General features: G+C 66.2%; 14 protein-coding genes. 3 read left to right on the top strand and 11 right to left on the bottom strand.

Going from position 1 to position 24,718, the window contains the following annotated elements; all coding sequences use genetic code 11:
• Positions 1-8 precede the first annotated feature (8 nt).
• Complete coding sequence (gene purL, locus ASE11_RS03320) at positions 9-4,163, bottom strand: phosphoribosylformylglycinamidine synthase (RefSeq protein ID WP_056266057.1); 4,155 nt, start codon at positions 4,161-4,163, stop codon at positions 9-11.
• A 122-nt stretch (positions 4,164-4,285) separates the two neighbouring features.
• On the opposite strand from purL, the gene map reads away from it, so the two are divergent.
• Positions 4,286-5,116, top strand: a complete 831-nt coding sequence (gene map, locus ASE11_RS03315) for a type I methionyl aminopeptidase (RefSeq protein WP_056266052.1) — start codon at positions 4,286-4,288, stop codon at positions 5,114-5,116.
• A 4-nt stretch (positions 5,117-5,120) separates the two neighbouring features.
• Positions 5,121-7,832 (top strand): [protein-PII] uridylyltransferase, encoded by a 2,712-nt coding sequence (locus tag ASE11_RS03310; RefSeq protein WP_056266047.1) that lies wholly within the window; start codon positions 5,121-5,123, stop codon positions 7,830-7,832.
• An 82-nt stretch (positions 7,833-7,914) separates the two neighbouring features.
• Here the strand turns inward: ASE11_RS03310 and ASE11_RS03305 are convergent, their stop codons facing one another.
• The 10 genes from ASE11_RS03305 to def all read right to left on the bottom strand — a co-directional run bounded on the left by ASE11_RS03305 (position 7,915) and on the right by def (position 24,321).
• On the bottom strand, positions 7,915-9,540 hold the full coding sequence (locus tag ASE11_RS03305) for a hypothetical protein (protein WP_056266042.1): 1,626 nt from the start codon (positions 9,538-9,540) through the stop codon (positions 7,915-7,917).
• A gap of 177 nt (positions 9,541-9,717) precedes the next feature.
• Positions 9,718-10,770, bottom strand: coding sequence for a helix-turn-helix transcriptional regulator (locus tag ASE11_RS03300; protein ID WP_056266038.1), 1,053 nt, complete (start codon positions 10,768-10,770; stop codon positions 9,718-9,720).
• Positions 10,767-12,830, bottom strand: a complete 2,064-nt coding sequence (locus ASE11_RS03295; RefSeq protein WP_162258020.1) for a S8 family serine peptidase — start codon at positions 12,828-12,830, stop codon at positions 10,767-10,769. The genes ASE11_RS03300 and ASE11_RS03295 overlap by 4 nt, the downstream gene beginning before the upstream one ends.
• 127 nt (positions 12,831-12,957) lie before the next feature.
• Positions 12,958-14,223, bottom strand: a complete 1,266-nt coding sequence (locus ASE11_RS26095) for a phosphatase PAP2 family protein (protein ID WP_056266030.1) — start codon at positions 14,221-14,223, stop codon at positions 12,958-12,960.
• Positions 14,224-14,250: 27 nt separating this feature from the next.
• The gene (locus ASE11_RS03285) at positions 14,251-16,065 is read right to left on the bottom strand and encodes an adenylate/guanylate cyclase domain-containing protein (protein WP_056266028.1); all 1,815 of its coding nucleotides are present in this window, start codon (positions 16,063-16,065) and stop codon (positions 14,251-14,253) included.
• Positions 16,066-16,301: 236 nt separating this feature from the next.
• Complete coding sequence (locus ASE11_RS03280; RefSeq protein WP_056266023.1) at positions 16,302-17,891, bottom strand: ABC transporter substrate-binding protein; 1,590 nt, start codon at positions 17,889-17,891, stop codon at positions 16,302-16,304.
• Between the two features lie 87 nt (positions 17,892-17,978).
• Positions 17,979-21,134 carry an efflux RND transporter permease subunit gene (locus ASE11_RS03275; RefSeq protein ID WP_056266018.1) on the bottom strand — a complete coding sequence of 1,052 codons (3,156 nt, stop codon included), beginning with the start codon at positions 21,132-21,134 and terminating at the stop codon, positions 17,979-17,981.
• Positions 21,135-21,144: 10 nt separating this feature from the next.
• Positions 21,145-22,266 (bottom strand): efflux RND transporter periplasmic adaptor subunit, encoded by a 1,122-nt coding sequence (locus ASE11_RS03270; RefSeq protein ID WP_056266015.1) that lies wholly within the window; start codon positions 22,264-22,266, stop codon positions 21,145-21,147.
• Complete coding sequence (locus ASE11_RS03265; RefSeq protein ID WP_082585496.1) at positions 22,263-23,684, bottom strand: efflux transporter outer membrane subunit; 1,422 nt, start codon at positions 23,682-23,684, stop codon at positions 22,263-22,265. The genes ASE11_RS03270 and ASE11_RS03265 overlap by 4 nt, the downstream gene beginning before the upstream one ends.
• A 97-nt stretch (positions 23,685-23,781) precedes the next feature.
• Positions 23,782-24,321 (bottom strand): peptide deformylase, encoded by a 540-nt coding sequence (gene def, locus ASE11_RS03260; RefSeq protein ID WP_056266007.1) that lies wholly within the window; start codon positions 24,319-24,321, stop codon positions 23,782-23,784.
• A gap of 74 nt (positions 24,322-24,395) precedes the next feature.
• Between def and ASE11_RS03255 the strand changes: the two genes are divergently transcribed.
• Entirely contained in the window at positions 24,396-24,710 is a 315-nt protein-coding gene (locus ASE11_RS03255; RefSeq protein WP_056266003.1) for a hypothetical protein, read from the top strand.
• The last annotated feature ends 8 nt before the right edge of the window (positions 24,711-24,718 follow it).

The following is a 24,718-nucleotide window of genomic DNA, read 5'->3' as shown; positions in this document are numbered from 1 at the left end:
GGGGATGTTCACTTGACCCACTTGCGCGCGTTGCGCCAAAGCTGCATCCAGGCGCTGTGGGCCGCCGGGTCCTGGTCGGTCCAGCTCATCTGGATGTTGCGAAACACCCGCTCGGGGTGCGGCATCATGGCCGTGAAGCGACCATCGGCCGTGGTCACTGCCGTGAGGCCGCCCGGACTGCCATTGGGATTGAACGGGTAGGCCTCGGTCGCGGCACCCGTGTTGTCGGTGAAGCGCATCGCGGCAATCGCCTTGGCTGCGTCGCCGCGGTGGTGGAAGTTGGCATAGCCCTCGCCGTGGGCCACCGCGATCGGCAGGCGACTGCCGGCCATGCCGGCCAGGAACAGGCTGGGCGATTCGAGAACTTCCACCATCGACAGACGCGCTTCGAAGCGCTCGCTCTGGTTGGTGGTGAAGCGAGGCCAGGCTTCGGCGCCGGGGATGATGTCCGCCAGCTCGGCAAACATCTGGCAGCCATTGCACACGCCCAGGCCAAACGTATCGGTGCGGGCGAAGAAGGCCTTGAACTGGTCGGACAGCGCCGGGTTGAAGGTGATGCTGCGCGCCCAGCCGATGCCCGCGCCCAACGTGTCGCCGTAGCTGAAGCCGCCGCAGGCCACCACACCCTTGAAATCGGCGAGCTTTGCGCGGCCGGTCTGCAGGTCGGTCATGTGCACGTCGAAGGCCTCGAAGCCGGCCTGGGTGAAGGCGTAGGCCATCTCCACATGCGAGTTCACACCCTGCTCGCGCAGGATCGCGACCTTGGGGCGGGACAACAAAACTCCCGTTCGCCCTGAGCCTGTCGAAGGGCTCAGGAGGTGCTGGCTGGCGAGGGCTTCGACAGGCTCAGCCCGAACGGAAACGGCGTCAGTCGGGGTGAAAGTCAGCTTCGTGTGCAGACCCGGGTCGTCCGGCCGTCCGGCCGCCGCGTGCTCGGCGTCGGCGCAGACCGGGTTGTCGCGCTGCTGGTTGATCCTCCAGCTCACGCTGTCCCAGACCTGGTGCAAATCAAACAGGCTGGCCGAGAACACGGCCTTGGTGTCGCGCCAGACCTGCAGCTGGCCCTTGCCCGCGTCCATGGCCGAGCTGGCCGGGCGGGTCTTGCCGATGAAGTGGCTGTGTTTGCTCAAACCGTGCTCGCGCAGGGTCTGCATCACCGCGTTGCGGTCTTCGGTCTTGACCTGCAGCAGTACGCCCAGCTCTTCGCTGAACAGCGCCTTGAGCGTGAGTTCCTCGCGCCGCGCACTGACCTGGCCGGCCCAGTTCTTGGCGTCGCCCATCTCGGCGCGGCTGTCGCTGATGCCGTCGCCTTCGGTCACCAGCAGGTCCACGTTGAGCGCCACGCCCACATGGCCGGCAAAGGCCATCTCGGCCGCAGCGGCCAGCAGACCACCGTCGCTGCGGTCATGGTAGGCCAGGATCTGGCCCTGCGCGCGCAGCGCGTTCACCGCGTTCACCAGACTGATGAGGTCTTGCGCCTCGTCGAGGTCGGGCGCTTCACCACCGCCCTGCCCCAGCACCTGGGCCAGCACGCTGCCGCCCATGCGGTGGCGGCCTTTTCCCAGGTCGATGAGCACCAGCGTGGTGTCTTCCAGCGCGTTGTTCAACTGCGGCGTGAGCGTGCCGCGCACGTCGGCCAGCGTGGCGAAGGCGCTCACGATCAGGCTGACAGGCGAGGTCACCTTCTTCGTGTCAACGCCCTCTTTCCACTGCGTGCGCATGGACAGGCTGTCCTTGCCCACGGGAATCGAAATGCCCAGCGCGGGGCAGAGTTCCATGCCGACGGCTTTCACCGTCTCGTACAGCGCGGCGTCTTCGCCCGGTTCGCCGCAGGCGGCCATCCAGTTGGCGGAGAGCTTCACGCGCGGCAGTTCGATCGGCGCGGCCAGCAGGTTGGTGATGGCCTCGGCCACCGCCATGCGGCCCGAGGCGGCGGCGTCGAGCGCGGCCAGCGGCGTGCGCTCGCCCATGCTCATGGCCTCGCCTGCGAAGCCCTGGAAGTCGGCCAGCGTGACGGCGCAGTCGGCCACCGGCACCTGCCATGGGCCGACCATCTGGTCGCGGTGGCTCAAACCGCCCACGGTGCGGTCGCCGATGGTGATGAGGAAACGCTTGGAGGCCACGGTGGGGTGGCTCAGCACGTCGATCACGGCCTTCTGCAGGTCCACACCGGTGAGGTCCAGCGGTGTCGGTGTGCGGGCCACAGTCTTCACGTCGCGGTGCATCTTGGGCGGTTTGCCCAGCAACACGTTCATGGGCATGTCGACTGCCATCCCCGTTCGGGCTGAGCCTGTCGAAGCCCCTCCAGCGGTGGTTTCCCGTTCTTCCTGAGCTTGTCGAAGGGCAAGCTCAGGGCGAACGGGAGTGTCGGCCAGCACCAGCTGGCGCTCCTCGGTGGCCACGCCGATCACGGAAAACGGACAGCGCTCGCGCTCGCAGAAGGCCTTGAAGGTGTCCAGCGATTCGGGCGCGATCGCCAGCACATACCGCTCCTGGCTTTCGTTGCACCAGATTTCCTTGGGCGCCAGGCCGCTTTCCTCCAGCGGCACGGCGCGCAGGTCAAAGCGCGCACCACGACCGGCGTCGTTGGTCAGTTCGGGAAAGGCGTTCGACAGGCCACCCGCGCCCACGTCGTGGATCGCCAGAATGGGGTTGTTCGCACCCTGTTGCCAGCAGTGGTTGATGACCTCCTGCGCGCGGCGTTCGATCTCGGGGTTGCCGCGCTGCACCGAATCGAAGTCGAGCGACGCGGCGTTGGTGCCGCTGGCCATGGAGCTGGCCGCGCTGCCGCCCATGCCGATCTTCATGCCCGGGCCACCGAGCTGGATCAGCAGCGAGCCGGCCGGGAACTCGATCTTCTGCGTCTGGGTGGCGTCGATCACGCCCACGCCGCCGGCGATCATGATGGGCTTGTGGTAACCGCGCTGCACGCCGTCCACCGACAGTTCGTATTCGCGGAAATAGCCCAGCAAGTTGGGCCGGCCGAATTCGTTGTTGAAGGCCGCGCCGCCCAGCGGGCCTTCGGTCATGATCTGCAGCGGGCTGGCGATGTGCTCGGGCTTGCCGCCCGGCTGGTCGGAGAGGCCGCCCCAGAGCTTGCCGACGGTGAAGCCGGTCAGGCCGGCCTTGGGTTTGGAGCCGCGGCCGGTCGCGCCCTCGTCGCGGATCTCGCCGCCCGCGCCGGTGGAGGCACCGGGGAATGGCGAAATCGCGGTCGGGTGGTTGTGCGTTTCCACCTTCATCAGCACATGGTGCGTCGCCGTCTCGGCCACATAGGCCGGGGACGCACCCACACCCGCTCGCGCCACGAAGCGCTCGACCACGCTGCCTTCCATGATGGAGGCGTTGTCCGAGTAGGCGACCACCGTGTGCTGGGGCGCGAGCTGGTGGGTGTGGCGGATCATGCCGAACAGGCTCTTGTCCTGCGCCACGCCGTCGATGGTGAACTGCGCGTTGAAGATCTTGTGGCGGCAGTGCTCGCTGTTGGCCTGCGCGAACATCATCAGCTCGACGTCGGTCGGGTTGCGCTTGAGGCCAGTGAAGGCGGTCACCAAATAGTCGATCTCGTCGTCGGCCAGGGCCAGTCCCCAGTCGGTGTTGGCGCGCTCCAGGGCCGAGCGTCCACCGCCCAGCACATCGACCTGCTCCATGGGAGCGGCGTGCAACTCGGTGAAGAGGGCCTGGGCTTGCGTGCGGTCGAGCGAGACGTTTTCCGTCATGCGGTCGTGCAGCAGGTCGGCCACGGCTCGCAGTTGCTCGGTCGACAGGCTGGCCTTGCCCAGCAGGCCGCTCTTGAGCTGCAGGCGGAATTCGACCAGCCGCTCCACCCGGTGCAGGGCGAGGCCGCAGTTGTGCGCGATGTCGGTGGCTTTGGAAGCCCAGGGCGACACCGTGCCCAGGCGCGGCATCACCAGCAGGGCCGGCGCTCCGGCGGTTTCAAGCTTGCCGTGCGCCTCGGTAGCGGGCTCGCCGTAGGTCAGCAGTTCGCCCACGCGTGCCACCAGGGCCGCGTCGGGCTCGCCGTCGAAGGCGGCCAGATGCACGAAGCGGGCCGAGAGGCCGGTGATCTTGTCGGAGAGGGCTGCCAGTCGGGGCAGGAGTTGCTGGACTTTGAAGTCGCTGATGGCATTGCCGCCATCAAAAGTGCGCAGGTGCAGGGACACGTTGGGAGCCTGAGGTGCGTAGACCCGGGGGGTGGGCGGAGCGCCGATTTTACCCGCGTGGCCCGCCCAGTCATCGCCGCCGATACCCTGCGCCGCATGGCCCGGTGGGATAATCTGCGCCCATGAGCATCACCTACAAAGACGAAGCGGGCATCGAAGGCATGCGGGTGGCTTGCCGCCTGGCCTCCGAAGTGCTGGACTACCTCACGCCGCTGATCCAGCCGGGCGTGACCACCCTCGAGATCGACCGCCTTGCGGCCGAGTTCATGAAGCAGCAGGGCACGGTCTCGGCCACCATCGGCTACCAGCCCAGCGGTTACCCGCCCTACCCCGGTCACCTGTGCACCTCCATCAACCACGTGGTCTGCCATGGAATTCCGAACGAGAAGGCACTCAAGAAGGGCGACATCCTCAACGTCGACGTCACCGTCATCACACCCGACGGCTGGTTCGGCGACAACAGCCGCATGTACATGATCGGAGGCGAAGCCGCCTGCTCGGTGCAGGCACGCCGGCTGACGCAGGTGACCTATGAGGCCATGTGGAAAGGCATCGTGATGGTCAGGCCCGGCATCCGCCTGGGCGACATCGGCCATGCGATCCAGACCTTTGCCGAAGGCAATGGCTTCTCGGTGGTGCGCGAGTTCTGCGGACACGGCATCGGCCAGAAGTTCCACGAAGACCCGCAGGTGCTGCACTATGGCCGCCCGGGCACGCTCGAAGAGCTCAAACCCGGCATGACCTTCACCATCGAGCCCATGATCAATGCCGGCAAGCGCGACATCAAGGAAGCCGGTGACGGCTGGACCATCGTCACGCGCGATCGTTCGCTCTCGGCTCAGTGGGAACACACCGTGCTGGTCACCGAGACCGGCTACGAGGTGCTCACCCTGTCGGCCGGCAGCCTGCCTCCGCCGGCCTTCGTGAAGCCAGCGGCCGCCGTGGCCGTCTGAGCCCATGGACGCCCCCCTGGCGCCGGCGGGCGACATTGGCGCGCTGCGCCAGCGATACCGCGGCGACAAGACCGCCCTGTTCGCGCTGTTGCGCGATCAGGGTGCCTCCACCCGTGGCGTGCGCCAGGCCTTGCAGCAGCTCTCGCGGCTGACGGACCAGACCCTTCGCGAACTCTGGGGCCGGGCCGGCTTCGGCACCGGCTTCTCCTTGATCGCGGTGGGTGGATACGGCCGCGGCGAGCTGTTTCCCTATTCCGACGTGGACGTGCTGGTGTTGCTGCCTGACGGCGCGCAACCCGATGAAGACGCCGAACTGAAAAAGCAGCTTGAAGCTTTCATCGGCGCCTGCTGGGACCTGGGCCTGGAGATCGGCTCCAGCGTGCGCTCGGTAACCGACTGCGTGGATGAGTCGGCCAAGGACGTGACGGTGCAGACCTCCATGCTGGAGAGCCGCCTGATCTGCGGCAGCAAGAGCGCCTTCAACCGGCTGGTGACCCAGCTCGACGAGGCGATGGATCCCAAGGCGTTTTACGTGGCCAAGACGCTGGAGATGCGCCAGCGCCACACCAAGTACGAAAACACCCCCTACTCGCTGGAGCCCAACTGCAAGGAGTCGCCCGGTGGTCTGCGCGACCTGCAGATCATCCTGTGGGTGTCCAAGGCCGCTGGCCTGGGCCGCAGTTGGGACGAGCTGGCTCGCAAAGGCCTGGCCACACCGCTGGAGGCGCGCCAGATCAAGGCCAACGAGGCCTTGCTCAGCCTGATCCGCGCCCGCCTGCACCTGTTGGCCAACCGGCGCGAAGACCGGTTGGTGTTCGACCTGCAGACCGCCGTGGCCGAGTCGTTCGGCTTCAAGGCGCAGGTGCCCGCCGTCATCACCGCCGGCCCCCCAGGGCAGCCCCACGCAGCCCCCACGGCCAAAGGCACACGCCGCGCCAGCGAGGCGCTCATGAAGCGCTACTACTGGGCGGCCAAGGCCGTGACCCAGCTCAACCAGATCCTGTTGCTCAACATCCAGGAGCGTCTGCAGGACGACATGGCTGGCGTGGATCGCTTGCGCCCGTTGAATGCGCGCTTCTTCGACAAGGGCGGCATGCTGGAAGTGGCCAGCGACGACCTGTACGTGCAGCAGCCGCACGCGATCCTGGAAACCTTTCACATCTACCAGACGACGGTGGGCATCAAGGGTTTTTCGGCGCGCACGCTGCGCGCGCTCTACAACGCCCGCCCGGTCATGAACGCGCGCTTTCGTGCCGACCCGGTCAACCGTGCTCAGTTCCTGCAGATCCTGAAAGAGCCCGAGGGCATCACCCATGCGCTGCGCATGATGAACCAGACCTCGGTGCTCGGGCGCTACCTCTGGGTGTTCCGTCACATCGTGGGGCAGATGCAGCACGACCTGTTCCACGTCTACACGGTCGACCAGCACATCCTGATGGTGTTGCGCAACATGCGCCGCTTCTTCATTGCCGAACATTCGCACGAATACCCGTTCTGCTCGCAGTTGGCCGCTGGTTGGGACAAGCCCTGGATCCTCTACATCGCAGCTCTCTTTCACGACATCGCCAAGGGCCGCGGTGGTGACCACTCCGACCTGGGCGCGCGCGACGTGCGCACCTTCTGCCACCAGCACGGCATCGACCGTGATGACATGAAGCTGATCCAGTTCCTCGTCGCCGAGCACCTCACCATGAGCCGCATGGCGCAAAAGGAAGACCTGAGCGACCCGGACGTGATCGCGGCGTTTGCCCAGCGCGTGGGCAATGAGCGCTACCTCACCGCGCTGTACCTGCTGACCGTGGCCGACATCCGCGGCACCAGCCCCAAGGTGTGGAACGCCTGGAAGGGCAAGCTGCTGGAAGACCTGTACCGCTACACGCTGCGCGCGCTCGGCGGCCGCGCACCCGACCCGGGCGCCGTGATCGAAGCCCGCAAGCGCGAGGCGCTGTCCATGCTGGCGCTGCACGCGCTGCCCCACATGGCGCACAAGGCGCTGTGGGACACGCTGGACGTGAGCTACTTCATGCGCCACCAGGCCGACGAGATCGCCTGGCACACGCGCGTGTTGACCCGGCAGATCGCGCAGACCGCCACCAAGGCGGCCGGCAAACCGGTGCCCGAAGGCGACGCCCCGGACCGTGCCATCGTCCGCGCTCGCCTGTCGCCCGAAGGCGAAGGCCTGCAAGTGCTCGTGTACGCCCCCGACCAGCACGACCTGTTTGCCCGCATCTGCGGCTACTTCGACAGCTCCAACTTCAGCATCCTCGATGCCCGCGTGCACACCACGCTCACCGGCCATGCGCTCGACACCTTCCAGGTGGTGGCGCCCACGCTCTCCGATCACTACCGCGAACTCATCGCCATGGTGGAGAACAACCTGGCGCAAACCATTGATGAATGTGGACCGCTGCCCGCGCCCATGAAGGGCCGGCTCTCGCGCCGGGTGAAGAGTTTCCCCGTCACGCCTCGGGTGGACCTGCGGCCCGACGAGAAGGCCCAGCGCTGGCTGCTGTCGGTTTCGGCGAGCGATCGCGCTGGTCTGCTCTACGGCATCTCGCGCGTGCTGGCGCGCTACGACATCAACGTGCAGCTGGCCAAGATCACCACGCTGGGCGAGCGGGTGGAAGACACCTTCCTCATCAGCGGCGCGCAGTTGCAGATGAACAAGCGACAGATCGAAATCGAGACGGAACTGCTGGAGGCACTGGAGGGCTGAGTGGTTGGCGGGATCGGAGGGCGGCCTTCCCCCCCGATCCCGACAACGTCCCCCTGCACAAACCCGTGCCGCGCCGGATTCATCAGATTCCAAGCAGCGCCTTCATCGCCGTCCATGCCGTCCCGTTGAGGCGCTTGTTGGAGCTGAGGTTGGAATCAACATCCGGCTTGCGTTGCCTCGCCACGAACACCCAGTCGCCACCGGTCACACCGTTGACCTGGTTGTTTGTGTTGACTTCGACGTAGTGGCGCACGTGGTCCATCACCGTCGGTGTGAACCCGGTGAACCTCATCACCTTCACCTTGCCATCGGCGTATTCTTCGACGATGTACCTGCCGGTCCGGGTTGCTTCACAGTTGGACGCCACGTTCCCTGCGAGGTCACAGTCGTAGTACTGCACGGAGCCTTGGGTGGGGTCGCTACCGTCGGTGAAGGCCACGCGCAGGTTGTGCGATTCGTCGCTGCTAATGCCCAGGCTCAGGCTGCCGGCCGCGGTGGCGAGATTCACACCTGCGGCCGGTTTGGCCGCGATCAGTTGCGCCAGCGAAGTCGCCTCGGCCTGCGGGCGTCCATCGGTGTTGAGGCTGTTGATGAAGATCGGTTGTGTCAGAGTCAGCATCAGTCCAGGTCGCAGGTTGCTGCCCGCCGGAAACTGCGCAGCGCCGAGGGCGGCCAACAAGCCTGTCGTGGAGAGGCCGGTGTTGATGAAGTTTTCGCTATCGGATTGCAGTTCGCTCACCACATCGGCCATGGGCCGGCCAGCCACGCTGACATTCTTGCGGTAGTTCACCGCGGTTTGCGCGTTGCAAAAGGTGCTGCGATTGGGGACACCTTGTGTGGCGGTCACCAGCACCGTGCTGTCGCAGCGCAACCAGCCGTTGGACGTGAGGTACGCCTGGTTGTAGAGAACGCTGGCATCGGTGGCCACGCCTCCAACCTGGCCTACTCGGCCATCCACCAACGACAGGCCGGCCTCGCCTGCCGCCTTGGCGGACAACATGAAGTCCTGGTAGTTGAAGTTGCTGCCGTCGGTGTAGCGCAAGAGTCGCAAATCGTTTTGCACTGCCTCCGCAATGGCGGCTCTCTGATCGCCCACCACCAGTGGCACACCGTCTTCAAGCGTGGTGGCCACAGCCGAGGCCATCAGACGCGCGTTGTCGACCACCACAGCGTCGTCGAAAGCGGGGTCGTCCTGGTAGTTGTCGATCTTGGCCTCCTCAATGCCCAACTGTTCGGCAGCGTTGGTCCGCGCCACCGCTTCGGTCATGCCATTGCGCACTCCTTCTGCGACCAGGGTGGTCAAAGGATTGATCGGCCCGGCTTTGCCCGGCACTTGTCTCAGAACGTAGGAGGTCTCGGTCGTTGCCTCGTCGTCAGCCATGTCGATGGTGGTGCCCGGATCGGCAAGACCGCCAGGCACCATGGGAGCGATCAGTGACGAACTGGCCAACTGCTGCTCGGTGACGGTTGACGGGTCGACGCTGTAAGTCCCGTCGGCGCCGGTGGGTGCCGAAGCGGGTTCCCCTGAATCACACACGTTGTTGGCATTGAGGTCCAGACAGACCACCGCGTTTCTGACCGGGCCATCCACCGCCACCATGCCGGTGAGCGAGGTCGGGGCATCGTCGCCGCCACCGCCGCAGGCAACAAGAGCCAGCATGGCTGCGCTGGCCAACGCAGTGGGCACAAAGGCGTTCGAGTGTTTCATGAATGACTCCTCAAAAGTGGTGGGATTGCGGGTGTGCGGCAAGGTCTCTTTACGGACCTGCCGCGCGCTTCCATGATGGAAGCCGCAACCCATCGCCGGTACTACGCAACCGGGTGGGAGTGAGTCAAAAAGGAACCGAATCTGGCCGTGCAGGCCCAGCACGGATCGTGCGGTACGTCAGCGCGCTGCTGCGTCGCACAGCACCCTGGCGACAGCACTGCGATCGTGCACATTCAGCCGCGCAAACACCTGCTTGACGTGGTAGCTGGCGGTGTTGACCGTGATGCCCAGATGCTGGGAAATGTCGCTGTTGCTGTGCCCCTGGGCGATGAGGACTGCCACCTCCCTTTGCTGGGGAGACAGGCCCAGGGCTGCTGCACCCTCCGTCAGGCGCAGGGGTTGCGCGGCCAGGCGCGAGACCAGCAGTGCCACGGCGTGGTCACCCTGCTGCGATGCCATGGCATGGCGCCGGAATGCAAAGTTGCCCCACACCGAATCGACCCGATGGATCGCGTGCGGTGCGCTCAACACGGCAGCCAGCATGGCTTGCACGAACCGCGGCAACGACTCGCTCTCCGCCATGGCCGTGGCCGGTGAAATTGCATTGCCCTCTGCCAGCCGGATCAAGCGGGGCCAGTTGTCGTCGGCATACAGTTCGTTGGCCTGGGTGTCGAGCAGCGCCAGGCCCTCCTCCACCGTGTGCTCCTGCAGCTCCAGCAGCGCCACGGGAGACGGCATCCCCAACGCCTCCCCCAGGTAGTGCATCACGCCGAGCAGCACCTGCTCATCGGCCAACGAAAACGGTGAAGCATCGCCGCCACGGTAGAGGCTGAGCTGGCCCAACACCTTGCCATGGTGCCGGACGACGCCGTACAGGAAGTGCTCCACCCCCAGAGGCGAGAGGACTTCGCGAAAGTACGCGCCCTCCTTTTCAGACGAGCTCGCGCTGCGCCGACTCACGGGACTGGCGTCCGCCACGCGCCGAAGGTACTGATGGCGAAAGTGCTCATCGTTGTGCCGATCGTGGTACGAGGCCATGGCCTGGGGAGCCAACATCCGTTCGGCATACAGATTGGTGATGCTGCCCCGGGCGTCGCAGAAAAAAAACGCACCGTGGCTCGCGGGAATCAGCTCGCGCAGGACCGGCAGGAGCGAAGGCAGCAAGAGTGGCGCGGGCAGGCCCAGCCGGCACAGCTGACGGAGCGTGACGCGCGCCGAGCTCTTGCTCATGCGGTCTTCTTGCCGAGCCTTGCGGTGCCCTGCATGGATGCTGCCAATTCCGCCCGCACAGTGCTCAGCGTGTCACCGACTGCCAATCGATTGGTCAGGTAGCGCGCGGCCTGCGGAGCCGCCATGCTGGTGCCGTTGGCGCGCAGCACCATGCCACTTTGCGAGCCACTCACACGGATCCCCGGCAGCGCCGCGTGCGCGTCGGCGATGGCGGAAAACTCGGGCCCTTTTTTGCAATTGACGGCAGCGGCACTGTAGGCGCTGACCTGCTCTGTGGCGAGCCCCTCGCCCCGGTCCATCACCGCGCCAACACGGAAGGTCTTGCTGCCTGTGGCGATGCTCGTGAAGGTGTCGGCATCGGTCAGACCGGAGGGCGTGCCGTCCTCGTTTTCCACCAACCGTGCGCTCTGCGGGCGCACCGCGCCCACCTCGGTGTCGTCACGCTCGACCCAGGCGTCCACGAAAAAGTAGCGTGCGGCGGCGTCGCTGGAGGCCTTCTTGTGCCGCAGCGTGATGCGCCAGCGACCGGACGGCGCCGCCGCGTACCAGCCGGCCACTTGCGTGGCCGCCACCACCAGCAGGGCCATGGAGCGGTGCCGGCCCTGGGTGGGTCTGCGCATGAAGAACAGACCGGCCTCGACCTGCGCGGAAGCCCCCCCCTGCGGCACCACATGCAGTCCCGGGCAGGGCAAGGCAGGCCAGGTGGCTCCCACTGCGGGCTCGACCACGATGTCCACCTCGCCGTGGCGGCCGTCCGCGTCGAGGTACAGGAACTGGTCCTCGTCCTGCGCTTTGCCCTGCACCGAGAACCAGAACTCCAGGTAGGTCTCGAACTGCTTGTCGGGCGGGATGAAGAGCGTGAAGCTGACACTGCCCCCAGGTTCGAGTGCCTGCCGGGCATGCAGGCCGCCGGGCAGATAACCCCGCGCATCTTCGCCGTTGCGCTGGGTGCCATGCGCATTGCCCGCGGCCATCACCACGGCGAGCTTGCCCTGCGATGCGAGGCAGAGTTCGTCGATGGCCGATTCCAGCATGCCACTGCCATCGTGCGGGCCGGCCATGGCGCCGTAGCTCATGTTGACGACCAGAGGAGGCGATGCCGTGCCGGCCTCTTGGCCCAGCCGGCGCGCCACGTCGATGAGGTGGTGCAGGCCGTCGAGCGCGTTCACCGCCAGCCAGCGTCCTGCGCGCACCGCCGTCTGCTCCCGAGGCAGTTGCACCACGGCCAGCGGCGCGCGCGCAGCGGCATCGTCCTGGGGATCGCCGAAGGGATGTGCGGCGTTGCCCTCGTCGATCGGCTGCGGCATGCGGGGCGCGGCGCGCCCTGCGCCCGCGAGCAGGCACATGACCGCCGCCGCGTGCGAAGCACGCCCCGCCAGCGGCAGGCTGTCAATCTCGGCACTGGCGTACACCGCCGCCTCGTCCACCTCCCGTGCGTGAGTATGGGCAAGCAGAAAGCCGTCAAGCGCGTCGCCTGTCCAGTACCGGCCGTAGGGAAAGCCGTTCGGTCGCGGCGCAACCGCCATGCCATCACTCAGCGTGGTCTGGTCCCAGAGCTCCACCACCCGCGTGGCCAGGGGCTCGTCCGCACGGCGCAGCGCGCGGTGAGCGAACGGGCAGGCGTCTTCCAGCGCACCGATGAGTACCGTCGCCTTGTGCGCCCAGCGGGGCAGGTCCGGCGCGGGCTTGCCCCGCTGCCCGAGATCGGGGTTGTTCACGCCGCGCTGCTGACCGATCTGCAGCCGCTTCACGTAGTGGATCGTGATCAAGGCCTGGACGTCCCTCTGGATATCTTCCCAAGTCCTGTCATGCACATCGAGCCGCAGCGTCACGAACATGGGGCCCGGGGCGTTTTCATCCCAGGGCGACCCGCGCTCGTACGCCGAAGGCACATGCACCGGCAGATGTTGGAAATGGGGCGGCCTTCCAGCCACGCCCATGCGGGCCAACGGCTCGAACGTGTGAGTGGCAGGCTCGTAGGGTTGATCCAGTTCCACCGAGAAGCTCAACACCGAAGGTGCGCGCCGGCCCTCGCCCAAGGCACGGAGCTGGGTGCACAAGGCCCAGATTGTGTAGGGGTCGAGGGGCTTGTTCCCCAGCCCCTCGGCGAAAAACCGACGCCACAGATCAAAGAGGCCCAGGACCGGCGGTTGTATGGGGTTCGGCATGGTGTGCTCCCCCGGGCCGTCAAGCCCACTCCTGGCTGGCCTTGTCCCACAAGTGGTCCAGCAGGCCTTGGGTGTCGCCGAGCACGAGACTGTGCGTGAGCGTGGGCCTCTCCAGTGGCATCGTGTTGGTCGCGAAATGTTTCGGCAGTGGCTTGCCCAGGACCTGGGCTTGTACGGCGTCCAGGGGCTCGTGGCGGCTGAAGCCGCGCAGCACCTCCGGATCGGCAGCCGCCAGCGCATCGCCCCGGAAATGCCGGGGCGTCCAGCCCGACAGGCCCCGACACCGGCACCGGCATGCGAGGTATTCCGCCAGCGTTTCGCCCACCATGCGCCCCCCGGGTGCATCGATGGGGAAATGCACACCGGCGACCACCCGGTTGTTGGCAATGCGCGCGGCCAGGCGCTGCAACTGCGCTTCCAGGGGATGCTCCTTTTCGAAGGAGGTGCCATCGGGCTTGAGCACGGTGACCCGCTTTCGATGGCCGCTCAGCAACTGCAGCAGCCGTGCCACCAGGAACGCCTCGGTGGAGTGACCACTGGGAAAGACACCGAACCGCCCGGCGTTGATGATGGGCTGGATGCCCGGCGAATACGCCACCGGCCGTGGGCAGGCCAGGTAGTGCTTCGCGGGTTGCACCAGGTGCGCGGCCAGGGCCAGGGCCAGGTGCAGCAGCTCCAGCGTGTAGCGGAACGTGGTGGGGTTGAGGTCCACGATCGCGCTCCAGTACTGCAGCGGCACGCCGAGCTGGCTCATGATCTCGGGCATGCGCTCGGCGCGCAGCTCGGTCCAGTCGGCCACCTGCTTGAGCTGGGCCTCGAACACCGCCCTGCCCGGGCGCACGAGTTCGAAGATGGGGCTCACCCTCGGTGCGTCGTCCTCCAGCTCATCCCAGTTCAACTCCATGTGAGACACCTTGAAGGCGCGCGTGGACGCATCGGCCACCAGCACCAGCGGGCGGAACAACTCGGCCTTGAGGTTCTCGAAGCGCACGTCGAGGGACCATCGGTCCAGCCGCAAGGGATCGCCCACCACGGGCAAGCCGTCGCCGTCGGGGGTGCGGAACTCGGCCCTCAGGTCAGCGAGCGGCGGCTCCTTCCCATGCGGCTGCATCACCGCCTCGCGGTTGAGGATCAGGCCCCAGGACGTGCCCGGGTCGGCGCCCGGCGTGAGCATCATCCCCTGCATACCTTGCATACCTTGCATGCCTTGCATGCCCTGCATGCCCTGCATGCCCTGCATGCCCTGCATGCCCTGCATGCCTTGCAAATAGATCGCTGCACTCATGTGTGTCTCCTCGTTGGTGTGGTTGACTCAGCGCTCGGGCAAACCTGCCGTTCGCAGGGCTGCTGCAAACTCCAGGTTCTGCACGTTGGGGGGGCCCACGCGGGCCAGGTAGGTCTGCACGGTGGACTGGGGCTCGACGGCGAGCAAACGCGCAATGGTGTCCTTGGCCTGGTCAATCTGGCCCAGCATGACCTCGGCCGTCGCCAGAGCACGGTACGAGGACCCATGGGCCGCATTGGCGTGAATCGCCCGTTGGGCCAAGGCCACGCCGCGCGGGTAGTCCCTTGCCATGACCGCAGCGGTTGCACCCAGAGAGTCGTAGAAGTGGCGCGCGGGATCGATGGGCGACAGGCCCAGGGCCATTTCACTCGCGGCGATCGCGGGTTCGCGCTCCATCACGAACCCATGGGCAACGCTGCTCATCAACCAGGCCAATGAATCGTTGGGGTTGTGTTCAAGCGCCTGGGCGTAGTACTGCTGCGCGGTGACCGGGTCGCGCTTGACGCCCGCATGCACCGATCCAGCCATGGTCAAAGCCAGTGCGGATTCCGGGTCGCGCTCCAGCGCGCGTTCGCTGAAAGCCAACGCTTGTGCGCTGTCCCGCTCACTGTCGTCGGTCCATCCCTGAACCACCTTGAACACATGCCAGCGCGCCAGCCAGGCCAAGGGCTCGGGATGGCGGGGTGCACGCTCGCTCAGGGCTTGCAGCATCTGGTGCGCGCGCTCGAAGTCTGACAGCGAGAAGCGGTGCAGCAGGTCCACCGCGTTGAGGTAGAGGGTGTGGCTGGCGAGGTTGGGCAATGCTTGCGCGCCACGCGCGGCGCGCTGCTCGACTGCCAGGATCCGCGCACCCACACCATGGGCCAGACGGCCCAGCAGCTCGCTGGTTGGCGACAGCGCATCGAGCGCCGTGCCTTGAAACACCTCGGCGTACACCGGCTCGCCCGCGCCCGCGCGCCAGAGCGCCACCTCCAGACCAAGCTGCGCATTTGGGCCGCCTGCGGGGTCATGGGTGTGCAGCGTTCCCCGCAACACATAGTCGGCTCTCAGGGTTCGGTACATCGCTTCCAACTCAACGCCGTGTCCGCGCAGGCTGTTGACCGAGAGCGCAGAAATGACGTGCAGCATGGGTGAGCGACTGAGCTGACGAATGATCTGATCGCTCAGGATGTCGGCCACCCCGATAGGGCACCCCCTCGGTCCCGCCGATTGCGCCAACCCGAAGGGCAGCACCGCCAGCGTGGGCCTGGTTTTCATGCGCGCAGCGATGGCCTGGCGAAGCGAAGACGGCAGCGGTGTGCTCTGCGCGTCAAGGCGAAACAAGCGCAGCGGTTCATCGACATGTTTGAGATAGCAGGTGCCGAGATCGTGCAAGTCCCCGTCCAGACCGACCACGAGTTGGTCGCGGGCCTGCGCGGTGAGCAAGGTGTCGCCTGGCCCTCCCACCGCCGCCACACGCGCGGCCAGATTCACCCCAAGGCCATACATGCCCTGGGTGTCGGCCCAGATCGGTGAGCTGTGAATGCCCGCCCGCAGGTGCATCTGTTCTTCGGTTGAATGGGCTGTACCGGCGTGCGCGGCCAGTGCATGCAGCGCCACTGCGCATTGCGCGGCGTGCCGTGCATGCTCGAAACGAAGCACGAGGCCATCGCCCAGCCGTTCCACCACCTGCCCTTTGTGCCGCAACACGAGCTGCGCGGCATCGGCCATCAGTGCACGCATGCGCCGCACGGAGCCCGCTTCGTCGCGCTGGATGTGGCGCACCGACTCGACCACATCCACGAACATCACCGTGGCCGAAATGGCCTGCAGTGCGAGGTCTGCACCTAACTCGTCGCCCACGATGCCCTCCCGTTTGAGGCTTCGGAGCGGGTTGAAGCATCTGCGCCTGCCCCAATGCGCCGGAAATCCGTGCACGGCGACGGGGCGATAGCGCGTTGGCAAGGGGCGGGCTGGCATGGGTTGAAGGCTAGCTTCACCCACCCATTGGGCACCCTACCCGAACGGGTAGGTTGTTCGTGCCCGGCGCAGCAGCCCATGGGGATGGCAGGGTACGGATGACGGAATGGCCGCAGGTCTCAGTGGCCCACGGTGACCCAACGCCACTCCAGCCAATTGTCCGGTCGATGCACGACCTCCACGTTGTTGCGCATGGCCCAGGGAATCACCTGGCGGTGCAAGGCTATGTGGTGTACCTGCTCGTTGTGCTCCCTCATCGCTGCCTTGATCAGCTCTTCACGGCGGATGGGATCGGTCTCTCTGCTGCTTTGAGCTGCCAATTGGTCCAGCCGGGGGTTCTTGAAGTTGCCGAAATTGAACTGTCCCACACCACCTTCGCCGCGACTGCGCATGAGCGGTGTGAGCGTGGTTTCCGCGTCGGTGATGCTCCCGCCCCAGCCGAGCAGGTACATCGAGATGTCCAGCTTCTCCACCTTGGGGAAATAGATCGCGCGCGGTTGCGCATTGACCGTGACCTTGACGCCGATCTGAGCCCACATGGCAGCCAGTGCAACGCAGATCTTTTCGTCGTTGACATAGCGGTTGTTGGGACAGTCCAGCGTCACGCCGAAGCCGTCTTCGTAGCCCGCCTCCGCCATCAGCGACCTGGCGCGCGACAGGTCAAAAGGCAAACGCCTTTCCAGCTCGGGGTCATTGAAGACACTCAGAGGCGTGGACGCCAGGGCACCCGTGGGCACGGCCTGCCCTCGCATGAGCCTGCTTCGCAGGGTCTCGATGTCCACCGCTTGCGCCAGTGCACGGCGCACGCGCACATCCTTGAACGGATTCTTGCCCTTGACAGTGCTGTAGAGAAGTTCATCGCGGCCCTGATCCATGCCAATGAAGATGATGCGATTCTCCATGCCGTCAACCACTTTCAGTCCGGGACTTGAACGCAGTCGGTCCAGGTCCTGGGGCGGAGGATCGAGCACAAAATCGAGTTCCCCGGCCACCAGAGCAGCCGAGCGTGTGGCATCGCTCTTGATGGGCGTGTAGATCACCTCCCGCACATTGCCTTCGAAGTTGCCCCACCACCCGGCATGGCGTCGAAACACGGTTTTCACATCGGCCTCGCGCGAGCCCACCATGAAGGGGCCCGTGCCGTTGGCGTTGAGCGCGGTGTGTTTTTCTTCCCGATTCTTGAAGTCCTGCGGCCGCAATGCGTTGTGCTTGGCAGACCACGCCTTGTTCATGATGTGCACCAACGAAAGGTGCTGCAGAAAGATGGGGTTGAACTCTGTCAGCAGGAAATCGACGGTGAGATCGTTGACCTTGCGCGGCTCTCCCAGCGCGTTGGCATAAACGCGAATCCCCGATGCCGGGTCCTTCGCCCGCAGAATGGAATACGTCACATCGTCCGCAGTCAGGACGCTGCCATCGTGAAACTTCACATTCGGGCGCAACTGAAAGCGCCAGTGCAGAGGACCGATTTGCTGCCAGGCAGACGCCAAGCCAGGCTCGATTTCAAGCTTCTTTCCGCGCGACACCAAGGTTTCATGCACCTGGCTGTTGATGGCGTTGGTGAGCAACTCGTTTTGCGAGTGGGGGTCCAGGGTCAACAAGTCGCCCTGAGATGCCCAACGAAGGGTTTGCGCCAGACCCACATCTGACAACGCCGCGCATGCGATTGCGGGGTAGAGCCACCGCACCCGAAGAGTTGTAGAACGCATACGGAAGTACCCCCCAAAGCGTTAGATGTAACGCACTGTAGCGGGAACTTATCAATTGATGCAATGGCTTTTCATATCTGGCAAGCGCTAGGCGCGAATTGTTTCGGCTAAGCCCGGGTCCGCCGGCTTGCGATGAAACAGCCGCCCGAACCACAGTGACACATCGTCCACCAGTGTGAACACCGCCGGGATCACCAGCAGGCTCAGGAATGTGGAGGTGATCAGGCCGCCGATCACCGCCACCGCCATGGGTGACCGGAAACTGCTGTCGGCCTCGCCCCAGCCGATGGCAATCGGCAGCATGCCCGCGCCCATGGCGATGGTGGTCATCACGATGGGCCGCGCGCGCTTGTGGCAGGCGTCCAGGATGGCGTCGAGCCGGTTCATGCCGTGTTCGCGCCGCGCCTCGATGGCGTACTCCACCAGCAGGATGGAGTTCTTGGTCGCCACGCCCATCAGCATGATCAGGCCGATCAGCGACGGCATGGAGAAGCTCTTGTCCGCCACCAGCAGCGCCACAAACGCGCCGCCCAACGACAGCGGCAGCGCCGCCAGGATGGTGACCGGATGCAGGAAAGCCTTGAACAGCAGCACCAGCACGATGTAGATGCACAGCACGCCGGTCAGCATGGCCAGGCCGAAGCTGGCGAACAGCTCGCCCTGCACCTCGGCGTCGCCGATCTCCAGCACCGACACGCCCGGTGGCAGGTTGCTGATGCTGGGCAGCTTCTCCACCGCGGTCTTCATGTCGCCCAGCGCGATGCCGGCCAGCTCCACCTCGAAGTTGATGTTGCGCGAGCGGTCGTAACGGTCGATCACGGCCGGGCCGCCGCCAAAGCTCAGCGTGGCCACCTGTCCCAGCATCACCGGGCCCTTGCTGCCCGGCACCGACAGGCGTCCGAGCAAGTCCAGGTCGTGGCGCGCCGCGGCATCAAGCTTGACCACGATGGGGATCTGCCGCTGCGGCAGGTTCATCTTGGGCAGGGCGGTGTCGTAGTCGCCCACAGTGGCGATGCGCAGGGTCTCGGCGATGGCGCTGCTGGTCACGCCCATCTCGGCGGCGCGCGCGAGGTCGGGCGTGACGCTGATCTCGGTGCGCACCAGCGACGCGGTCGACTGGATGCTGCCCACACCGCCGATGGTGCGCAGGTCGCGCTCGATCGCGGTGGCGGCCGTCGTCAGTGCGGCGGCGTCGTTGCCGGTCAGGGTCAGGATGTACTTTTCACCCGAACCGCCCAGCCCCACCTTGCTGCGCACGCCCGGCAGATTGGACATGGCCGAACGTATCTGGTTTTCGATCACCTGCTTGCGTGGCCGCGTGCCGCGCGCGTCGAGCTGGATGGTGAGCGCTGCCTTGCGCGACTCGGCCGTGCCTTGTGGCGCAAACGGGTCGCTGCCGGCCGAGCCCGAGCCGATGGTGGTGTAGACCGACTTCACATGCGGCACCGCCACCACCAGCAGACGCGCGCGTTCGGCACTGGCGATGGTCTGCTGCAGCGTGGCGCCCGGCGGCAACTCGATGTAGACCTGCGTCTGCGAGTTGTCGTCGGCCGGGATGAAGCCCTGCGGCAGCAGCGGGATCAGCGCCAGCGAGGCGAAAAAGAACACGCCGGCGCCGATCATGGTGATCCAGCGGTGGCGGATGCACCAGGCGGCCCAGCCCCGGTAGGTGTCGAGCCAGGCCGGTTCGTCCTGGTTGGTCATCCAACGCCAGATCGCACCCGTCACGCGGCTGCTGCGCGCCCAGCGCGGCATGTCCTTGGCCAGCACCACCGGCTTGAGCAGGTAGGCCGCCATCATGGGCGTGAGCGCGCGCGCCACCACCAGCGAGGCGAACACGGCAAACGAGGCCGTCCACCCGAACTGCTTGAAGAACTTGCCCGGAATGCCGGACATGAAGGCCGTGGGCAGGAACACCGCGATCAACGCAAAGGTGGTGGCGATCACGGCCAGGCCGATCTCGTCGGCGGCTTCCATCGACGCCTGGTACGGCGTCTTGCCCATGCGCATGTGGCGCACGATGTTCTCCACCTCCACGATGGCGTCGTCCACCAGAATGCCGATCACCAGCGACATGGCCAGCAGCGTGACAACGTTGATGGTGAAGCCCATGTAATGCATGCCGATGAAGGCCGGGATGGCCGACAGCGGCAGCGCCACGGCCGAGACCACCGTGGCCCGGAAGTCGCGCAAGAAGAGCCACACCACCAGCACCGCCAGGATGGCGCCTTCGTAGAGCAGTGTCATGGAGCCGTCGAACTCTTCGTTCACCGGCGTGACGAAATCGAACGACTCGGTGATGCGCAGATCGGGCCGCGCGGCCTGCAGGTCTTTGAGCTTGGCGCGCACGCCATCGCCCACTTCGATCTCGCTCGCGCCGCGGCTGCGCGCCACCTCGAAACCCACCACGGGTTTTCCATCGAGGAAGGCCGCAGCGGTCGGTTCGGCCACGGTGTCCTTGATCTCCGCGATCTGGTCCAGCCGGATGCGTCGACCGTCGGTCAGGGACAGTTCGAGGCGTGAGATGGCCTCGGCCGATTGCAGCGACGACAGCGTGCGCAGCGGCTGTTGGCTGCCACCCAGGTCCACCCGGCCACCGGCGCTTTCGATCTGCACCTTGGCCAGCTGGCGCGACACATCGGCCGCGCTCGCGCCCAGGGCCTGCAGTTTCAGCGGATCCAGCAGCACCTGCACCTCGCGGTCCACGCCACCCACGCGGTTGATGGCACCCACGCCGCGCACCGACAGCAGCAGTTTGGCAATGTCGTTCTCGACGAACCAGGAGATGGCTTCCGCGTCCATCTTGTCGGACGACACGGTGTAGGCCAACACCGCGCCACCAGCGAGCTCGATCTTGTTGATGATGGGCTCGCGCAGATCGGCCGGCAGATCGCCACGCACCTTGGCCACGGCCGAGCGCACATCGTCCAGCGCCTCCTGGGTGTTCTTCTCGATGCGGAACTCGGTCGTGATGGTGACCGAACCGTCCTGCACCTTGGTGGTGATGTGCTTGATGCCTTGCAGCGAGGCCAGGCTGTTCTCGATGACGCGCGCCACGTCGTTCTCGAGCTGGTTGGGCGCGGCACCCGGCAGGCTGGCGCTCACCGTGATGTTGGGCACGTCCAGGTCGGGGAAGTTCTGCACCTTCATCTGCTGGAACGAGAACAGCCCCGCCAGCGTGAGCATGAAGAACAGCATCGCCGCCGGGATCGGATTCCTGATGGACCAGGCTGAAACGTTCATGGCCCGGTCCTCACTTCACCACTTTGACGAGGTCGGCTTCGTTCAGGAAGCCGGCACCGTGCACTGCCACGGGCTCGTCGGCCTTCACGCCTTCGAGCACCTCGACCCGCTCGCCCACGCGTCGGCCGGTCTGCACCTTGCGCTGGCCAGCCTTGTTTTGCGGGTCGATCACGAAGACGTAGTTGCTGCCGTCGCGCACCACGATGGACTCGCTCGGCACCGTGAGCGCTTCGCTCTGCCCCAGCTCGAAGAAGCCCTTGGCAAAGGTGCCCGCCTTCAGTTCGGCATGACGGGGCAGGTCCACGAACACCAGGATGTTGCGCGTCTGCGGGTCGGCGCTGGGTGCGATCGCGCGCACCTGACCGGTGATCTCCAACCCGCTGGCCGCGGTGACCTGCACCTTCTGGCCGGTGCGGATGCGGCCCACCTCGCTGGGCGTGACCTCGCCGCGCCACTCCATGCGGCTCTGGCGCACCAGGCGGAACAGCTCCTGCCCCGCACTCACCACCGCGCCCACGGTGGCGCCGCGCGCGGAGATCACGCCGTCATCAGGCGCGAGCACCTTGGTGTTGCCCAGACGCACCTCGGTCGCGCTCAACACAGCCTTGGCCGCTTCCAGCTGCGCGCGCGCCACCTTCTCCTGCGTGAGGTACTGCGCCACCTGCGATGCCGACAGCGCGCCGCTGTCCTGAATGGAGCGTGCGCGGTCGGCGTCGGCCTTGGCGTTCTCGAAACTGGCCTCGGCCTGCATCAGGCTGGCCCGGCTCTGCAGGCTGTCGGCCTGCGTGGTTTCGCGGGCGAACTCGGCCAGTACCTGGCCCTTGCGCACCACATCACCTACGTTCACGTTCACCGACGCCAGCCGCAGGCCGTTGAGTTCAGCGCCCACGCTGGCTTCCTGCCAGGCGGTGATGTTGCCGTTGGCCTGCAGGCGGATCGGCAGGCTGCTGCGTTCGGGCCGGGCCACCGTCACGGTGAGTGAAGGTTTGGGCCCGGCGTCGGCGGCCACCGCATCGACCTCGGGTGCCGGCGGCTTCTTGATGAACATCCAGAACACCACCAGCAGCACCAGGGCCAGTGCGATGGCCAGCCAGAGCCAGCGTTTGCGCGATTGCGAAGGTGTGGCATTCATGCGGGGTCTTTGAGTGCGTTGGGGTTGTTCACGGGATCGAAGCCACCGCCCAAGGCGACGTAGAGCTGGATCCAGGCGTTGATGCGTTCCTGCTGCAGCGCCACCGCGCTGCTGTCGGCGTTGAGCTTGAGGCGGCGGGCCTCCTCCAGCTCGTTGAGGTTGGCCAGGCCCACGCGGTACCGCGCCTCGGTGCCCTTGAGTGACTGCTCGTAGCCCGCCACCGCGGTCTCGGTGGACGCCTCGCGCTCGCGCAGGCTGGAGAGCGTCACCAGCGCCTGCTCCACCTCGGCCACGGCCTGGCGCAGGGTGCTGGCATAAGCCACGGCGGCGGCTTCGTAGCGGGCTTGCGCGCTGTCGGTGCTGGCGCGCAGGCTGTCGCGCCCGAGCAGCGGCAGGCTCAGGCTGAGCGGGCCGATGGCCCAGGTGTTGAACGTGCCTTCGGTGCCGCCGCCCGAGAAACGGTTGCGCAGCAGGCTGCCGGAGAGCGAGAGGCCCGGCAGCAGCGCCGCCTTCGCCACGCCCACGTCTTCGCTGGCGGCCACCAGCTCGCGCTGGGCGCGGTACACGTCGGGCCGCTGGCGGATCACCTCGGCGGGCACGGCGCTCACCGAGAGCATGCTGGCCAGCCGCTGCGACGACAGCAAGGCCGGCGCACTGGCCAGCCGCTGGCGCACCTCGGGCTCAGGCACGCCGGTGAGCGCCGTGAGCGACTTCACCTGACGCTCGCAGGTCTCGTTCTGCTGCCGGTGACGCGCCGCGCTCTCCGCCGCGCTGGCGCGGGCCAGCGCAGCCACCGCCGGCGCAGTGAGGCCTGCGCGCTCCGACGTGGTGTTGTTCTGCGAGGTGACCGCGCGCGAATCGCGGTCACGCAAGGCCACCGCGAGCTGTTCGCGGCACAGGCGTTGCGAAAAATAGAGTTGCGCCAGCTCGGAGGCCACCAGCACGCGGGCTTCGTGCCAACCCGCTCCAGCCGCGTCTTGCTGTGCCTGAGCGCTGCCCAGGCGGGCCTGGCGCTCGCCCCAGAGACCAATGGCCCACGAGGCCTGCAGGCCTGCGCTGAGCGTTGTGCCCAAGGGAACGGTCGGATCGGTGATGCCACGGGTGGCGTTGGCCACCGCATTCACCTGCGGCCCGTTCTGCGCCTCCACGCCGAATCTTGCTGCGCGGGCAGCAAACACCTGCGCACGGGCGGTGGCGATCGTCGGGCTCTGTGCCTGCGCACGGGCGATCCAGTCGGTGAGCACCGGATCGTCAAACCGCTCCCACCAGCGGGTGAGCTCTTGTGTGTTGCCCTGGTGGGCCAGGGGCGGCGCGTACCAGGTGCTGGCCAGGTCAACCGCCACCTCGGGCGGTGGCTTGGTCACGCTGCAGGCGCTCAGCAAGGCGGCGCAGGCGGCCACGGCAAGCATGTGCTTCATGAAATGGGAGTCCCTGTTCGTTGGTTTGCCGGGCATGACTCTAGTTGATTTGCCCGCACGAACATTTCAATTCATTTCAATCGCGCGACGAATTGTTTCAATCGTCGTCACCTGCGTCCAGGCCCGGAAAGAGCACTTCGGTGAAACCGAAACGGGTGAAGTCGCGCACCCGCATGGGGTAGAGCGTGCCCCAGAGGTGGTCGCACTCGTGCTGCACCACCCGTGCATGAAAGCCCTCGGCCTCGCGGTCAATGGCCCGTCCCCACTCGTCGACACCCTGATAGCGGATGCGGCGCCAACGCGGCACCACGCCACGCAAGCCCGGCACCGACAGACAGCCTTCCCAGCCCTCTTCCTCCTCGTCACCCAACGGCGTGATGACCGGATTCACCATCACGGTGCGAGGCACCACGGGCGCCTCCGGATAGCGCGGGTTGGGTGTGCCGCTGCCGAAGATGAGCACCTGCAGGTCCACGCCGATCTGCGGCGCGGCCAGACCGGCGCCATTGGCCGCCACCATGGTGTCCTGCAGGTCGGTCACCAGTTGATGCAGCTCGGGCGTGTCGAAGTGGGTGACGGGCTGGGCATGGCGCAGCAGGCGCGGATCGCCCATTTTCAGAATGGTGTGAATGGTCATGGGTTGGACAAGCGGGGGAGATGGGTTTAGTTTCGCTGATCACGACACCCCACGCGACCACCCGAGGAGAACCCATGAAGACCACCCTGCTCGCCCTCGCCCTGTTCGTGCCCCCGCTGGCGCAGGCCCAGGGCGCCGAGATCTTCAAAGGCGCCGACTTGGCCCTGGGCACCAAGCTCATTGCAGACAACAAATGCGCGCAATGCCACGCCAGCAAGGTCGGCGGCGACGGCAGCGCCATCTACCGCCCGCAAGGCCGCATCAACAACGCCAGCCTGTTGCGCGGCATGGTGGAGAACTGCAGCACGCAGCTGAACCTGCAACTCTTTCCCGAAGAAGTCACCGCCATCGCGGCGGTGCTCAACCGGGACCACTACAAGTTCAAGTAGGCATGTCT

This window comes from Hydrogenophaga sp. Root209, assembly GCF_001428625.1.
Lineage (GTDB): Bacteria > Pseudomonadota > Gammaproteobacteria > Burkholderiales > Burkholderiaceae_C > Hydrogenophaga.
This window is presented reverse-complemented; position numbering and strand designations above follow the sequence as displayed.

Bases quoted from the DNA above. Each gene is read 5' to 3' on its own strand.
- ASE11_RS03300 (WP_056266038.1), bottom strand. From the start codon at position 10,770: ATGAGCAAGAGCTCGGCGCGCGTCACGCTCCGTCAGCTGTGCCGGCTG.
- map (WP_056266052.1), top strand. From the start codon at position 4,286: ATGAGCATCACCTACAAAGACGAAGCGGGCATCGAAGGCATGCGGGTG.
- ASE11_RS03310 (WP_056266047.1), top strand. From the start codon at position 5,121: ATGGACGCCCCCCTGGCGCCGGCGGGCGACATTGGCGCGCTGCGCCAG.
- ASE11_RS03275 (WP_056266018.1), bottom strand. From the start codon at position 21,134: ATGAACGTTTCAGCCTGGTCCATCAGGAATCCGATCCCGGCGGCGATG.
- def (WP_056266007.1), bottom strand. From the start codon at position 24,321: ATGACCATTCACACCATTCTGAAAATGGGCGATCCGCGCCTGCTGCGC.
- ASE11_RS03280 (WP_056266023.1), bottom strand. From the start codon at position 17,891: ATGCGTTCTACAACTCTTCGGGTGCGGTGGCTCTACCCCGCAATCGCA.
- ASE11_RS03265 (WP_082585496.1), bottom strand. From the start codon at position 23,684: ATGAAGCACATGCTTGCCGTGGCCGCCTGCGCCGCCTTGCTGAGCGCC.
- ASE11_RS26095 (WP_056266030.1), bottom strand. From the start codon at position 14,223: ATGAGTGCAGCGATCTATTTGCAAGGCATGCAGGGCATGCAGGGCATG.
- ASE11_RS03270 (WP_056266015.1), bottom strand. From the start codon at position 22,266: ATGAATGCCACACCTTCGCAATCGCGCAAACGCTGGCTCTGGCTGGCC.
- ASE11_RS03305 (WP_056266042.1), bottom strand. From the start codon at position 9,540: ATGAAACACTCGAACGCCTTTGTGCCCACTGCGTTGGCCAGCGCAGCC.
- ASE11_RS03255 (WP_056266003.1), top strand. From the start codon at position 24,396: ATGAAGACCACCCTGCTCGCCCTCGCCCTGTTCGTGCCCCCGCTGGCG.